This window comes from Lunatimonas lonarensis (genome assembly GCF_000390185.1).
In the GTDB taxonomy this organism is placed as follows: domain Bacteria; phylum Bacteroidota; class Bacteroidia; order Cytophagales; family Cyclobacteriaceae; genus Lunatimonas; species Lunatimonas lonarensis.
This window is the reverse complement of record NZ_AQHR01000122.1, coordinates 1-14,629: the sequence shown is the minus strand read 5'-3', so window position 1 is coordinate 14,629 and position 14,629 is coordinate 1. Positions and strand designations below refer to the sequence as shown.

Annotated in this window: 12 protein-coding genes; 8 read left to right on the top strand and 4 right to left on the bottom strand. The window is 44.8% G+C overall.

Annotated elements, in window-relative coordinates; genetic code table 11:
* Window positions 1-59: 59 nt before the first annotated feature.
* Both ADIS_RS21570 and ahcY read left to right on the top strand, forming a co-directional pair.
* Window positions 60-815 (top strand): biotin--[acetyl-CoA-carboxylase] ligase, encoded by a 756-nt coding sequence (locus tag ADIS_RS21570; RefSeq protein ID WP_035807272.1) that lies wholly within the window; start codon window positions 60-62, stop codon window positions 813-815.
* Window positions 816-896: 81 nt separating this feature from the next.
* Complete coding sequence (ahcY, locus tag ADIS_RS21565; protein ID WP_010856863.1) at window positions 897-2,216, top strand: adenosylhomocysteinase; 1,320 nt, start codon at window positions 897-899, stop codon at window positions 2,214-2,216.
* A gap of 71 nt (window positions 2,217-2,287) precedes the next feature.
* On the opposite strand, the gene ADIS_RS21560 is transcribed toward ahcY, so the two are convergent.
* Window positions 2,288-3,106: a hypothetical protein gene (locus tag ADIS_RS21560; RefSeq protein ID WP_010856862.1), complete on the bottom strand. Its 819-nt coding sequence runs from the start codon at window positions 3,104-3,106 to the stop codon at window positions 2,288-2,290.
* A gap of 238 nt (window positions 3,107-3,344) precedes the next feature.
* On the opposite strand from ADIS_RS21560, the gene ADIS_RS21555 reads away from it, so the two are divergent.
* The gene (locus tag ADIS_RS21555; RefSeq protein WP_010856861.1) at window positions 3,345-4,211 is read left to right on the top strand and encodes an SDR family oxidoreductase; all 867 of its coding nucleotides are present in this window, start codon (window positions 3,345-3,347) and stop codon (window positions 4,209-4,211) included.
* 18 nt (window positions 4,212-4,229) lie between these two features.
* Here ADIS_RS21555 and ADIS_RS21550 read toward each other — a convergent pair whose 3' ends face one another.
* Genes ADIS_RS21550 through ADIS_RS21540 form a run of 3 tightly spaced genes read right to left on the bottom strand, consistent with a single transcriptional unit; the run spans window position 4,230 to window position 6,273 of the window.
* Window positions 4,230-4,766 (bottom strand): hypothetical protein, encoded by a 537-nt coding sequence (locus ADIS_RS21550; RefSeq protein WP_010856860.1) that lies wholly within the window; start codon window positions 4,764-4,766, stop codon window positions 4,230-4,232.
* 38 nt (window positions 4,767-4,804) lie between these two features.
* Window positions 4,805-5,767, bottom strand: a complete 963-nt coding sequence (locus ADIS_RS21545; RefSeq protein WP_010856859.1) for a sodium-dependent bicarbonate transport family permease — start codon at window positions 5,765-5,767, stop codon at window positions 4,805-4,807.
* On the bottom strand, window positions 5,764-6,273 hold the full coding sequence (locus ADIS_RS21540) for a hypothetical protein (RefSeq protein ID WP_010856858.1): 510 nt from the start codon (window positions 6,271-6,273) through the stop codon (window positions 5,764-5,766). Before ADIS_RS21540 ends, ADIS_RS21545 begins: the two co-directional genes overlap by 4 nt.
* Before the next feature lie 82 nt (window positions 6,274-6,355).
* Here ADIS_RS21540 and ADIS_RS21535 point away from each other — a divergent pair, with 82 nt between their 5' ends.
* From ADIS_RS21535 to ADIS_RS21515, 5 genes are all read left to right on the top strand, one after another.
* Window positions 6,356-7,264 carry a LysR family transcriptional regulator gene (locus tag ADIS_RS21535; RefSeq protein ID WP_010856857.1) on the top strand — a complete coding sequence of 303 codons (909 nt, stop codon included), beginning with the start codon at window positions 6,356-6,358 and terminating at the stop codon, window positions 7,262-7,264.
* Window positions 7,265-7,423: 159 nt separating this feature from the next.
* A complete protein-coding gene (locus ADIS_RS21530; protein ID WP_010856856.1) occupies window positions 7,424-7,804 on the top strand; it encodes an HYC_CC_PP family protein in 381 nt (126 codons plus the stop codon).
* A 418-nt stretch (window positions 7,805-8,222) separates the two neighbouring features.
* On the top strand, window positions 8,223-12,089 hold the full coding sequence (locus ADIS_RS21525; RefSeq protein ID WP_010856855.1) for an efflux RND transporter permease subunit: 3,867 nt from the start codon (window positions 8,223-8,225) through the stop codon (window positions 12,087-12,089).
* 411 nt (window positions 12,090-12,500) lie between these two features.
* Entirely contained in the window at window positions 12,501-12,893 is a 393-nt protein-coding gene (locus ADIS_RS21520) for a four helix bundle protein (protein ID WP_010856853.1), read from the top strand.
* Between the two features lie 203 nt (window positions 12,894-13,096).
* Window positions 13,097-14,509 carry a TolC family protein gene (locus ADIS_RS21515; RefSeq protein ID WP_010856852.1) on the top strand — a complete coding sequence of 471 codons (1,413 nt, stop codon included), beginning with the start codon at window positions 13,097-13,099 and terminating at the stop codon, window positions 14,507-14,509.
* Window positions 14,510-14,629: the final 120 nt, after the last annotated feature.

The window sequence follows — 14,629 nt, the reverse complement described above, 5'->3', positions numbered from 1 at the left end:
TCAGCGGGTGGGTTAGCGTTTTAAATATCTTGAATAAGAAAGTAAGTTACTAATTTATCGTGTATAAAATCCTTGCCAATACTCAATTTTTAGGTAAAGATGTCGTATACCTGACAGAGTGTCATTCGACCAATGAAGTAGCGTGGGAGTTTATCCGGTCAAATCGGGCAACACACGGGATGGTGGTATGTGCCGAAAACCAAACCAAGGGGAGAGGGCAGCGTGCGAGCCGTTGGTTTAGCGAACCTGGCAAAAACCTTACTTTTTCGGTTGTACTCAGGCACAAAACCATGTCTGCTTCGTCTCTGTTCCCTTTGAGTCAGGCGGTCTCAATGGGTGTCTTCGAGGTGCTAAGGGAAGTAAGTGAGCAGATTTTCGTCAAATGGCCCAATGATTTTGTTCACCAAGGAATGGGCAAAGTGGGAGGCATGTTGATCGAGAATTCGATCGTTGGGCAACAAGTAGATTACAGTGTGGTGGGAATTGGGATAAACGTGAACCAACGGGATTTTCCCTTTCCGGGAGCAACCTCATTACAGTTAATTACGGGCAGCCAGTTTGATTTGGGATCACTGCTGGAGCGATTGCTACCATCGATAGAGCGGTGTTGTTTCTTGCTAATCAATTCAGAAACTACCGTTATTAGGGAAAACTACCTGCGCCACCTTTTTCGTTTCCGTGAGATGGCTTGGTTTGATGACGGGGTACCCTTTATGGGCAGGATAGTGGACGTGGAAGCGGACGGCCAGTTGGTGATCGAAAAACAAAACGGCGAAAGGTGCCGTTACTCAGTTAAGACAATCAAATTCCTTTGATTCCAAAATTTTATTTTGCGGGGCATTTAGTTAAATTTGTGGATTAATTAGTAGTAGGTTATCAAAAAAGAAAATTAGGTGATGTCAGAAGTTCAAACAGAGAAATACATAAAGTTCAAAGTAAAAGATTTGTCTCTTGCTGAGTATGGGCGCAAAGAAATCAGGTTAGCAGAGAGTGAAATGCCCGGGTTGATGGCATTGCGTGAGGAGTTTGGCCCTTCCCAGCCTCTTAAAGGTGCAAGAATTGCCGGATGCCTGCATATGACCATTCAAACCGCGGTGCTTATCGAGACACTGACGGCTTTGGGTGCAGAAGTGACATGGTCATCTTGCAACATCTTCTCAACCCAGGATCATGCAGCTGCCGCCATCGCAGCATCAGGAATAAGTGTGTATGCATGGAAGGGTATGAATGCAGATGAGTTTGATTGGTGCATAGAGCAAACGCTTTTTTTTGGAGATGATAGGAAGCCTTTGAATATGATCCTGGACGACGGCGGTGACCTGACAAATATGGTGTTTGACAAGTACCCCGAATTGGTGTCGGGAATCAGGGGGCTGTCGGAAGAAACGACTACGGGGGTACTTAGACTATACGAGCGTATGAAAGCGGGGACCCTTACACTCCCTGCTATTAATGTCAATGACTCGGTGACCAAATCTAAATTTGACAACAAGTATGGATGTAAGGAGTCCCTTGTTGACGCAATCCGTCGTGCTACCGACGTAATGATGGCAGGGAAAGTTGCGGTAGTAGCCGGATATGGTGACGTAGGCAAGGGGTCTGCTGCCTCACTGAGAGGGGCGGGAGCCCGGGTGATCGTCACGGAGATTGACCCTATTTGTGCATTGCAAGCAGCTATGGATGGATTTGCCGTTAAGCGAATGGCGGATGCTGTGAAGGAGGCAGACATCATCGTTACCGCGACGGGAAACAAGGACATTATTGGAAAGGAGCATTTCATCTCGATGAAGGATAAGGCCATCGTCTGCAACATCGGACATTTTGACAATGAAATTGACATGGCGTGGTTGAACTCGAATTATGGCCATACCAAAGATGTGATCAAACCCCAGGTCGACTTATATAATATTGAAGGGAAGGACATCATTGTCCTTGCGGAAGGTAGGCTTGTCAATTTGGGTTGTGCGACCGGACACCCTTCCTTTGTGATGTCTAATTCGTTCACCAACCAAACGTTGGCACAGATTGAATTATGGGCGAATTCGGATCAGTATGCGCCAGGCGTGTACGTGCTACCCAAGCACCTGGATGAGAAAGTGGCGTCTCTTCACCTAGCCAAACTTGGCGTTGATCTGGAGGTGTTGACAGACGAACAGGCAAACTACATTGGTGTACCGATATCCGGCCCCTTCAAGCCGGAATACTACCGATATTAATCCAGTGTGATGTATGGCACCCTACCTAACACGGGCAGTGGCACTCTTTCACAAAAAAGACACCGTTTGCTTTACGGTGTCTTTTTCATTTCTACTCCTTCGTGCAACCGTATGATTGCATGGGTCAGGCACTCACCATCTGTGTGAAAGGTCTGCTGATGGACTACATTACCAGTGCTGCTTCGTGCGATTTCCCAACGTTCCACACCGGATACCGGCCTGAAAACAGGCTGGGTTACACATTGGCTATTGAACGATTTTTGCTCTGCGATATTGATCTCAAAGGTCTTTCCACCTCGGTTTCTGCCCAATGCCCCTCCGCGAACCGTAAGGTTGGACAGGTTACCGCCGGTTTCAGCTATTTCGAATGTAAAAGAAGGGCGTATCCGGGTGCTATGGTTGTTTGGGTTGGTTACCATAATATCTGAACCTACTTCCTCGTAAACCCTACGTTCCCGGTTTATTGCCGTCAGTTTCAGGGTTCTTCGACCTTCCAATGGGTGGTTTTCAAATACATAGTCATCGTATGTTATGACAACATATTCGCCCACAGCCATGGGAGTATTGGAAAAGAAAAGGTCGATCTTGCCCTTACGTTTATTGGCTGGGGCGGGGCAGGTCGATGGATCAAAAGTCAGCGTGATGTGCTGGAAAGACTCAATCGTTATGACCGGGCAGTCCGAGAGTTTTTCTTGGACGGATTCATCGAGAAAAAAGGTTGGGCGTTGCAAGATAAACGGTAGGTGCTCGTCCAACACTTTCGATACGAGGTATAATTCTTCCCCTTCGAAGGATTGGTCTGTTTCGAGCCGTATATTTTGATCTGATTGGCAGGAAGGGCCTCCAACAGCGATCAGCAAAAGAATGATAGGGAGAAAAGATCGATTCATGCGTACGTTTTTTTCTGGAATGTTGCGTCGGTCGACAAATTTAGCCTAACTTAACGATAGTTGGATTACCGGATCGGATTAACGGTTCCAGTTCCGGCTGTAAAAGATCTAATGGTCCCGTTCGTCCCCTATAGGAAAAAGGGAGCTTTCAAGCGAACGGCAGTGCCTATCGGGCACCTGTATTAAGCCAATCGTTTGGAAAACACGTTATGCTTACTGAAAAGCAAATTATAGACATATGAACTACAACGAAGGAATGTTGAAAGCTGATGCCCTAGTTGGCAAGGTAATTCTGGTAACCGGTGGGGGAACTGGTTTGGGTAAGTCAATGACGGCCTATTTTCTTCAGCTCGGCGCAAAGGTTGTCATTACCAGTAGAAAGAAGGAAGTTCTTGATAGGGCCTCAATTGAGTTAATGGAAGCGTATGGTGGAGAGGTCGTTCCGCTGGTTTGCGACGTAAGTGATCCTGCATCCGTGGATTCAATGTTTTCTGAGGCAATTGCCCGCTTGGGTAAGGTGGACGCGGTGTTGAACAATGCTGCTGCCAACTTCATAAGTCCGACGGAACGTCTTTCGGCCCGTGCATTTAGGGTAATCGTGGATATTGTACTTATGGGGACGGCTAACCTGACGCTGACGGCAGGAAAGCATTGGATTGCGAATGGGTTGCCTGGTAATTTTCTCAATATAGTAACCACTTATGCTTTCACGGGTTCCGGCTACGTGGTACCCAGTGCCGCCGCCAAAGCTGGCGTTTTGGCTATCACGCGGTCTCTTGCCGTAGAGTGGGCCAAGTATAAAATTCGTTCAAACGCCATCGCCCCAGGTCCTTTTCCTACCGAAGGTGCTTGGTCAAGGTTATTGCCTGGTTCGTTGGCGGAGAAGTTCGACCCGGCAAAAAAGGTGCCTTTGGGACGGGTAGGTGAGCACCAGGAACTAGCTAATTTGGCGGCCTACTTGTTGTCTGATTTTTCTGCGTTTATTAACGGAGAAGTGGTGACCATAGACGGTGGTGAATGGTTAAAAGGAGCAGGGGAGTTCAACGGTTTCGAAGCGGTGCCACAAGAACTTTGGGATACTATGGAGAAAATGAGAAAGAAATAGTTTAATACCTCTGCCAGCTTACTCCAATAGCTTATTGGTGTCCTGAAATACGGTGGGTTTTTTTGCTGGTAGTGTCAGGGAGTCATCCCATGTAGTGAGAACTTTCTGGACATTTCGATCATCCAAGGCACTGGTCTCAATAAAGTACCTATTTTCTCTTTTTTCTGTGTCTACGGCAATGAGTGAGGATTCGATGGTAAGCAGCCCGTCGGGAACGATGATTGAGGAACGGATCGGGACGATGGCGTGGATTTCATTTCCTACCCTTGCTGAAAGGATAGGATCTTTTATCAAAAGCTCCTTAAGGCGGTGGCCTTTAGCAGCTTCTGCTTCGCGAAGTCGAGCAATCATCGATTTCATATTTTCGGCTCCCCCTGCTTTTTCCACCAATTTGGGATAGGTCATGTCCAGGATCATATCAAGATCCTCGTTGACTTGTGCAAAAGCGTAAATTTGAGCTGCCGTTTTTATCTCTTCGGATAGTTGGGCTTTGGCATTCTGGGCCAGGAAGCCAAGCGCCGTAGCGAAAAACAGGACGAAAAGCGGTTTTGCCATTGGTGTTTTTGGCCAATATACAACCGTTTACCCCTTTTTCAAAACACGGAAACAGCCCAATAGTAGAGGGGAAGCCCAATGGTAATGTTGAATGGGAAGGTGATTGCCAGTGCCATAGGTAGAAATATCCCAGGGTTTGCTTTTGGAACAGCTATTTTCATCGCCGCCGGGACAGCTATGTAAGAGGCGCTGGCCGCCAATACAGCAAACATAAAGCGGTCACCCGTCTCAGCCGTAATATACTGACTAAACCAAGACACCCATAATCCATTGATGAGTGGCATTAAGATTGCGAAAGCCGTCGTAGACCAACCGTAAGCCAAAAAGTCCTTGATTTTTTTTCCGCTGTTGATTCCCATGTCCAATAGGAAAATAGCTAAAAACCCTTTGAATATGTCTGTGGTAAATGGTTTGATCCCTTCCGCTTCTGCATCGCTTGTCAGTGTTCCAATCACCAGACTCCCCAATATCAAGATGACGCTACCATTCGTGACCGCATGCTTGATCGTGCCCTTCAACGACCCTGTGGCGGAAGATAGAGGGGAAAACAGGCGAACCAACAATACGCCGACGATAATTGCAGGCGCTTCCATAAATGCCATTACCGCCACCATATAGCCACTGAAGTGTATATGCAGGTTTTCAAGGTAGCCTACCGCAGTTACGAAGGTTACGGCACTTACAGATCCGTAGGCTGCGGCAATCGCTCCCGCATTTTCAATCCCCAGTTTCCTCTTTAACAAATAAAAGGAAAAAACAGGTATGACAGCAGCTATCAGTAACCCAAATAGTATCCCCCATATGATTTCTTGACTGAACTCGCTGTGAGCCAGCTCCTGCCCGCCCTTGAATCCAATAGAAAAAAGGAGATAGAGCGAAATAAACTTACTGGAATTCTGGGGTATGTTCAGATCACTTTTGAGCTGAACAGAGAGTAACCCCAGTGCAAAAAACAAAAATGCGGGATTGGTAAGGTTATCCGCTAAAAGTTGAAAGTTCATGCCGATATTTTGGGGGAATAGCTTAGTTCCCGTAAGATTTTGTTTTCAGATTTGTCAATAATGATTCCCTTTAACAAGAGTTTTTGTTTTGTGATGTAGTCTGTTAGCAAGGGATTTTGGTGGATGGATTGGATCTGCAGCAGCAGGTTTTTTTCCGCTAGCTGTCCAGCTTTTGAGCGGTAGTCGGCTTTCCAGAATTCCTCTTGACGGATCTGTTCATGCAGGATTTTTTCAAGGATCCGGTCAATATAAAACTCCGAAGGTCTCTTTTTTTCCAAGGTGTTTTTAATAAACGGACAAAACACGTCTTGAAAAAGGTGTATTTCCTCGATTTCATATTGGGACAGGATCGTTTTTAGGTTTTCCGCATCATCCTTTTTGTGCAAATGCAATGCTACTCCTAACGAAGTAACGTAGTAATTGGCTATGTTTCTGCCTGCCGTTTTTTTGGCAATAAAAGACTCAAGATGACTTGTAGGACAGATAAGGTTCAGGATTCTGTTCATGGCGATTTATTTTTTTTTGCAAATTTTGAAATTTCATTTCATTTATTTTTATTTATGTTTTTAATGATATGTATAAACGATTATGAATTTTACCCTCCATCAGCTACAGGTGTTTTTGAAGGTTTCAGAAACCAAAAGTATCACCAAGGCAGCGGAGGAGCTTTTCCTCACTCAGCCTGCGGTCTCTATCCAGTTGAAAAATTTTCAGGATCAATTTGATATTCCACTTACCGAGGTGGTTGGAAGGCAGTTGTATGTTACTGATTTTGGCCAAGAGATAGCATTTGCTGCGCAAGCAATCATCGATCAGGTAAATGCGATAAATTATAAGTTGGCAGCCTATAAGGGACAGCTTTCCGGTCGTTTGAAGATTGCTTCTGTTTCGACCGGCAAATACGTGATTCCATTTTTTTTGTCAGGGTTTTTGCGTGGCAACCCACAGATTGAATTGAAACTTGACGTGACCAACAAAGCTCAGGTAGTCCGGAGCTTGGTGGATAATGAAATCGATTTTGCCCTGGTTTCAATACTTCCAGACAAAGTCCCCGTGCACGCGGTGCCGTTGATGGAGAATAGGCTGGTTTTAGTGGCGGGACGGGATTTTCAACCTCCATTGGGTGTTTCCGGCATCGAAATCTTCCAGTATATCACCCTCATATACCGGGAATCGGGATCGGGAACCCGATTGGCGATGGAGGGATTCCTAAATGACCATAAAGTGCCAATCAAGAAAATGTTGGTTTTGACCTCCAATGAAGCGGTAAAACAAGCAGTTATGGCCGGACTGGGTTGCTCTATCATGCCAGTTATCGGAATAAAAAATGAACTAAAGCAAGGTGATCTAAAAGTTATTGAGGTAAAGGGTCTTCCCATTTGTACTTATTGGAATCTGATCTACCTGAAAAGTAAAAGGCTTTCACCAGTAGCGGAAGCCTTTTTATCCTATCTCGACCGTGAAAAAAATACGGTAATCGAACAAAATTTCCAATAACAAGGTACCCCGATTTCTTGGGCAGGGAAGCACGTTGAGCGGCATCGCGCACTTGATAAGCAATTAATATACTACTAGGAAATCAATGGGTATTGTTCGCTGAAATTCTTTACCTTTACCGAAAGTAACCTTCTTGCCTTGGTATCGTAAACAATCTTCGTGAAGTCATTCATCAAAATAGCACTCCTTGTTTTCTATGTGTTTTTCAACGCAGGTCTAAGCTATTCTATGCATTTTTGTGATGGCGGATTTGAAAGGATAAACCTGTATGCCGAAAGCAAAACCTGCTGCGAATCGGAGGAACCGATGTCAGGTTGCTGTGATGATGTCTCCAATTTGGAGCTTCCCAATACCGATCAGCAGGTTTCCGATGTCTTGAATTTCCAACCTCAGACTTTTGAGTTGCTGAATGCCGAGGTTAGATTTGAATTGCCTATAAATTTTATTGTTTTTGAAGAGAAAACAGCCTTTGCTGATTCTTCTCCCCCGATATTTCAAGACACACCGATTTATATTTTTTGTCAGGTATTCCTGATTTGATTTTTTACCCTATGTAGAAAGGGATTGCCACGAAGGCACGAAGGCTCAAAGATTCAATTCGATTTCTTCTAGTTTGTCGATCCAGATCGACGACCTGTCAGGTTTTCAAAACCTGACAGGTCTAGCCACAGCCTCCCCTCTATTTCACCTCTTTATCCTAGCAAAGTTGTGAATTAGTGCCAATTCCGAAAAAGCGGAACAAGTTATCCACAATGTGATTTTCTGAGAAGACCTGCCAGGTTTCTAAAACCTGGCAGGTCTAATCCGCTTCTTTATTACTTAAAATCGGTTTGAAGACACAATTTTAGAAATTTAATATCCACCAATATCTAGTCCGCCGCAGGCGGACAAGTATCCATCAATATCTGCCTCCACCACTCAGAAGAGTTGCAGATGGATTAAACTAAATTCAGAATTTATGTTAAATAATATCATAAAATTCTTCCTCGAAAATAAACTGGTCACCGTCATCTTACTCGTCCTTGTAGTGGCTTGGGGAATCGTGACGGCACCGTTTAACTGGAACACTGGTTTCCTTCCTAATGACCCTGTGCCGGTAGATGCCATTCCGGATATCGGGGAAAATCAACAAATCGTCTTTACCGATTGGATGGGACGCTCTCCTCAGGATGTAGAAGATCAGATTACCTATCCGCTGACTACTTCCCTTTTGGGAATGCCAGGAGTCAAATCCATCCGAAGCACTTCCATGTTCGGGTTCTCTTCCATCTATATCATCTTCGAAGAGGATATTGAGTTCTACTGGAGCAGATCCAGGATTTTGGAGAAACTCAATTCCCTACCGTCAGGATTGCTTCCTGAGGGAGTACAACCCAAACTCGGGCCTGATGCCACAGGTCTCGGGCAAGTATATTTTTACACACTTGAAGGAAGAGATGAAAATGGCAATCCAGTCGGTGGTTGGGACCTGCACGAACTCCGGAGCATTCAGGATTACTATGTGCGCTATGGATTGGCGGGAACTGAAGGGGTTGCAGAGGTGGCGACCATCGGCGGTCATGTCAAGGAATACCAAGTTGACCTGGACCCTGTGGCCTTGAAGGCCCACAACGTCTCTATGATGCAGGTGATGAATGCGATCAAGCAATCCAACCTCGATATCGGTGCCAATACCATGGAGATCAATCAGGTGGAATTTATCGTAAGAGGCTTGGGCTATGTGAAGTCTCTGGAGGATATCGAAAAGGCGGTAGTCAAAACCAGCAACAACGTTCCCTTAAGAATCAGGGATATTGCCAAAGTGAATATTGGACCGGCAAGTAGGGCGGAAAGGGCTATTTTGGACAAGGGTGGTGCTGAAGCAGTAGGTGGCGTGGTAGTGGCCCGGTATGGAGACAATCCCCTTCAGGTAATTGATGCACTTAAAGCTAAAATCGATGAAATCACCCCAGGACTTCCGAGCAAAACGCTGGAAGATGGTACGGTCTCCAAGGTGACTATAGTGCCTTTCTATGACCGTTCTGGCCTGATCAAGGAAACCTTGAATACGCTTAGTGAAGCCATCAGCTTGCAGATTTTGATTACCATCATTGTGATCATGGTGATGGTGTATAACCTTCGGGCTTCGATTTTGATCTCCGCATTGTTGCCATTGGCAGTCTTGATGTGCTTTATCATGATGAAGTATGTGGGGGTGGATGCGAATATCGTGGCACTTTCCGGGATTGCCATCGCCATTGGAACCATGGTGGATTTGGGGATTATTCTGAATGAAAATATACTTAGGCATCTCGATGAGTCTGATGATAAAAAGTCCAAACTCCAGATCATTTATGATGCGACCACAGAGGTGAGTTCGGCGATCTTGACGGCTGTGATGACGACGATTGTCAGCTTCTTGCCCGTATTTACTCTGCAGGCAGCGGAAGGGAAGTTGTTCGGCTCATTGGCCTATACCAAGACCTTTGCTTTGATCGCAGCGTTGATCTTTACTTTGGTATTTATGCCGGCTTTTGCCCATTGGGTGTTTGGAGCGAAAGTGAAGTCCAAGAGTTATAAGACGGTGCTGAATATAGCCATGGCAGTTTTGGGTTTTGTGCTATTGTTCTATTTCCCTTGGGCAGGTTGGGTCTTGTTGGTTTTTGCAGCCAATCATTTGATCCATCACTTTTTCCCAAAACAAACAAAAGATGGACGCTACAAAAATCAGATCGCCATGCTGATAGCAGTAGTAGCGGTGTCCGTTTTATTGGCGATTGAGTGGAGACCATTGGGCTTGCCCCAATCTGTATTTATCAATTTTCTCTTTATCGGTCTGGTGGTCGGTTTGGTTTTGGGGATATTCGCCTTGTTTATCCGCTACTATGCGCAACTGCTAAATTGGTGCTTGGAAAACGCTAAAATATTTTTACTGATCCCGTTGACAGTTATCCTTTTGGCTTTGAATATTTGGATAGGGTTTGGAAATATTTTCGGTTTTGTGGCTACCGGTTTTGACAAATTGGGAGTCAATATCCGCACCACAACTGTTTGGTCGGGTCTGACCCATACTTTTCCCGGCATGGGCAAGGAGTTTATGCCAGCCTTGAATGAAGGTTCTTTCCTCTTGATGCCTACCTCCATGCCTCACTCCGGCGTGGAGGCCAATATGCAGATTGTAAAGCAGCTTGATATGTTGGTGCAGGCCATTCCGGAGGTAGAAATGGTGGTTGGTAAGGCAGGCCGTGCAGAAAGCCCGCTTGACCCCGCTCCCATGTCCATGTATGAAAATATCATCAATTACAAGACCGAATACATCCAGGGTGATGATGCCCGCAAGCTCCGATTTGAAGTAGATCGGGAGGGAAATTATCAGCTTGAAGTTAATGGGAAGACCTGGTGGTATGACCGTCAGGATGGAGCCATTTGGGATGATGAAAAGAATTACATGGAGGAATCCCAGCGCAGGTCGGTAATTAGAAATGTCGCCAAATACTTGGTGCCAAATGAAAGACGTGGTCAATACTTCCGTCAGTGGAGGGATGAAATCCGCACGCCTGATGATATCTGGGATGAAATCCAGGTGCGAACCTCCAATCTTCCCGGGGTAACTTCCGCGCCTAAACTCCAGCCGATCGAAACCCGCTTGGTGATGTTGCAGACGGGAATGCGCGCCCCTATGGGGATGAAAGTGTATGGCCCCGATTTGGAAACCATAGAGGATTTCAGCTTGAAGTTGGAATCGGTGCTGAAAGAAGTGCCTTCAGTAAAAGCTGAGGCAGTTTTTGCAGACCGATCTTTGGGCAAGCCGTATTTGGAGATTGATTTGGATAGAACCCAACTGGGTAGGTTTGGGCTGAACATTGCCGATGTGCAGGAATTTATCGAAGTGGCTATAGGCGGAATGACCTTGAGCACTACGGTAGAAGGCAGGGAGCGCTATGCCATACGTGCCCGCTATGCCAGAGAGTATAGGGATGATCCTGAGGCTTTGAAGCGGATTTTGGTCAGCACGCCTACGGGTGCACAGATTCCTTTGGGTCAGTTGGCAGAGATCAATTACCGACCTGGGCCAATGATGATCCGTGGGGAAAACACCTTCTTGGTGGGCTATGTGCTTTTTGATAAGCGAGATGGCTTTGCTGAGGGTTCAGTGGTAGATGATGCGCGCAGCTTTATCCAACAAAAAATTGACAGCGGTGAGTTGAAAGTGCCTACCGGGGTATCCTACACTTTCTCCGGAAGTTACGAAAATCATATCCGTGCCGAAAAGCGCTTGGCGATTGTGATACCACTATGTTTGGCGGTGATTTTCCTGATACTTTACCTGCAATTCCGCTCCACAGCCATGGTCTTGATGATCTTCTCAGCCATTTCCATGGCATTTTCAGGAGGCTTTATGATGGTTTGGTTGTATGGTCAGGATTGGTTTTTTGACTTCAACTTCTTGGGGACCAATATGCGGGAACTCTTTCAGATACGCGCCTTCAATCTTTCAGTGGCAGTTTGGGTGGGCTTTATCGCCCTTTTCGGTATCGCTACCGATGATGGGGTGGTGATGGGTACCTATCTTAAACAAAGCTTCGAAAAATCCCAGCCAGAAGACATCAAAGCAATTCGCAAAGCAGTGCTGGAAGCTGGATTGAAAAGGGTAAGACCTTGTCTGATGACAACAGCAACCACTTTATTGGCTTTGCTTCCCGTACTGACAAGTTCAGGCCGAGGCTCCGACATCATGATCCCTATGGCCATTCCGGCATTTGGGGGGATGACGGTGGCGCTTATCTCACTATTTATTGTGCCGGTGCTTTATGGGAAACTTATGGAGTATCAAATTAGGAGATAGATTCAGAATTGATATAAATGGATATTGGATATTGGTGGATATTGGTTTTGGTGTCAAACGTTTATTTGGTTTTAGGAAAGTGCTTAAGGGTTTTGATGGATATTCATTGATATTAGATATTTATAGATATTGTATTGGATTTCAGGGGTTTATTTGATTCGGGAGAAGTTGTTGGGGGTGAAAAAGATATTCATTGATATTGGATATTAGTGGATATTGATTTTGAAATCAGATGTTTAACTGGATTGGGGAAAGTGATGAAGTGTTTTTTATGGATATTCATTGATATTAGATATTTATAGATATTATTCTGGTCTTCAGGAGTTTAATTTGAATATTTAGCTAGTTGGCAGTTGAGGGGATGGGGTAAATGTTATTAGTAGTCTTTGGTTTAAGTAATCTTTTAATGTTATGGAAGAGAAAAAGGGGTATATAAAATTGGAGGATTTGGAGGTGTATAAATTGTCAAGAGAGCTGTCGCGGAAGGGATGGGTTATTTATAAAAAAATGGATTGGCAGACACGAAAAATTATTGGTGATCAATTTATTGAATCGACAGATTCTATTGGGGCAAATATTGCCGATTCCTATGGTCGGTTTCATTATCTGGATAGAATCAGGTTTCTCTACAATAGCAGAGGTTCTATGATTGAATCTGTTAATCACTGGTTAAGCTTAATGCTTGAAAGAGAAATTATTCCAAAGGAGGAGTTTGGTGAATTCAAGCAAGTATCTGATAAACTTTCACTCAAACTCAACAACTACATTCAATCTATTTACAATTCAAAAAAGGAATTGAAATGAAAAACGAATCGAAAAAGCTTAATACAAAGGGGGTATTCAATATTAATACAAAGGGTTCTCTAGTGAAATATTATCTATTAATATCAAATTCCGAAAAATCGGAACAAGTTATCCAACAATATCTATTCTTAATTAAATTTCCACCTGTTTCTATCACATTTCAATATCAATCAATATCCAATATCCACAAATATCTATTCCTAGTGTTTATTTGGCTGTTGAATATAGGATTAGCCCAAGGTCAAACTTTAGACCAATACCTAGAAGAAGCAGCCGAAAATAACCCCGGACTTCAAGCATCTTTTAAAGGGTATCAGGCTTCATTAGAAAAAACAAACCAAGTAAGCCTTGAATCACCGCAATTGAATATTGGTGTTTTTACCAGACCGATGGAGTTACTGATGGGGAATCAGCGGGCGGAGGCTTCGATCATGCAGATGTTCCCTTGGTTTGGGATGCTCAGGACGCAGAAGGATGAAGCTACGCTGATGGCGGAAGCCAAGTACGAAGAATTCCGGCAGCAGCGGAATGTGCTTCTCTATCAGGTCAAAGAGACTTACTTTCAATTGCAGCAATTGCAAAACACCATTGACATCACCGTATCCAATTTGGAGATTTTGAGATCCTTGGAGCAATTGGCTATCATCCGCTATCAGGGAGGAAGTACTTCTGAGGCTGTTTCATCTGTGTCTTCAGCGGTAAGAAGGCCAACACGGGGAAACCAACAGAGTAATGGAGATGATGGCATGGGCATGGGAGGTGGAGGTTCTTCCGCTACTTCTTCAGGGCAATCCTCAGGTGCTGGCATGAACAGTATGGGCTCAGGTGGAGGTTCCGGTAAACTCACGGATGTACTCCGACTGCAAGTTCAGATCAAAGCTTTAGAGTCTGATTTGGAACAGTTGGAGGTGGACAAGCGCCCTTTGACAGTAAGGTTCAATCAACTTCTGGGCAGGGATAAAAACGAAGTTGTAGCCATAGAAAGCCAATTGGAAAGTCAAAAAGCCATGGGTTGGGAAGTGGAAATGCTCGAGCAAATTATGGATACCAATCCCATGCTGTTGATGCTGGAAAAAGAAGGTTTAGCCTATCAGAAGCAAGGTGAAATGGCCAAATTGGAAGGTAAGCCGATGTTTGGGTTGGGATTGAATTACATGGTCTTTTCATTTAGACAAGAATCTGGCATGGTCGGCCATCAGGATGGTATGTACTATATGCCAGCTGGTATGGGCAACAACATGATCATGCCGATGGCAACGGTTTCCCTGCCGATTTACCGCAAAAAGTACAAAGCCATGGAAGCAGAATCCAAGCTATACTGGGAAGCCAATGAAAGGCAACAAGAAGACCTGCAAAGAAATCTGGAAACTGAGTTTGAGATTATTCTTGCGTCCGTCAAAGATGCAGATAGGAAAATCAAACTCTTGGAAGATCAAATTGAATTGACCGAGCAAACACTGGAGCTCTCCGTGACTTCATACGCGACGGAAGGCAGTTCCTTCGAAGAGATCTTGAGTATCCAAAGAGAATTACTGGATTTCAGGTTGAATCTGCTGAATACGAGGATTGAGAGGGAAATTCAGTTGGCGAGATTAGAAACGTTGGTTGGTTTCTAACCTTTGAGGTCTTTTTCTGACCTCGAAGGTTTAGCCTCTACAAAAGACCTTCGGGGTTCTAAAAACCCCAAAGGTTGGGCAGGTAACCTTTTGAGGTCTTTTTTTGACCTCGAAGGTTTA

Bases quoted from the DNA above. Each gene is read 5' to 3' on its own strand.
- ahcY (WP_010856863.1), top strand. From the start codon at position 897: ATGTCAGAAGTTCAAACAGAGAAATACATAAAGTTCAAAGTAAAAGAT.
- ADIS_RS21560 (WP_010856862.1), bottom strand. From the start codon at position 3,106: ATGAATCGATCTTTTCTCCCTATCATTCTTTTGCTGATCGCTGTTGGA.
- ADIS_RS21555 (WP_010856861.1), top strand. From the start codon at position 3,345: ATGAACTACAACGAAGGAATGTTGAAAGCTGATGCCCTAGTTGGCAAG.
- ADIS_RS21550 (WP_010856860.1), bottom strand. From the start codon at position 4,766: ATGGCAAAACCGCTTTTCGTCCTGTTTTTCGCTACGGCGCTTGGCTTC.
- ADIS_RS21545 (WP_010856859.1), bottom strand. From the start codon at position 5,767: ATGAACTTTCAACTTTTAGCGGATAACCTTACCAATCCCGCATTTTTG.
- ADIS_RS21540 (WP_010856858.1), bottom strand. From the start codon at position 6,273: ATGAACAGAATCCTGAACCTTATCTGTCCTACAAGTCATCTTGAGTCT.
- ADIS_RS21535 (WP_010856857.1), top strand. From the start codon at position 6,356: ATGAATTTTACCCTCCATCAGCTACAGGTGTTTTTGAAGGTTTCAGAA.
- ADIS_RS21525 (WP_010856855.1), top strand. From the start codon at position 8,223: ATGTTAAATAATATCATAAAATTCTTCCTCGAAAATAAACTGGTCACC.
- ADIS_RS21520 (WP_010856853.1), top strand. From the start codon at position 12,501: ATGGAAGAGAAAAAGGGGTATATAAAATTGGAGGATTTGGAGGTGTAT.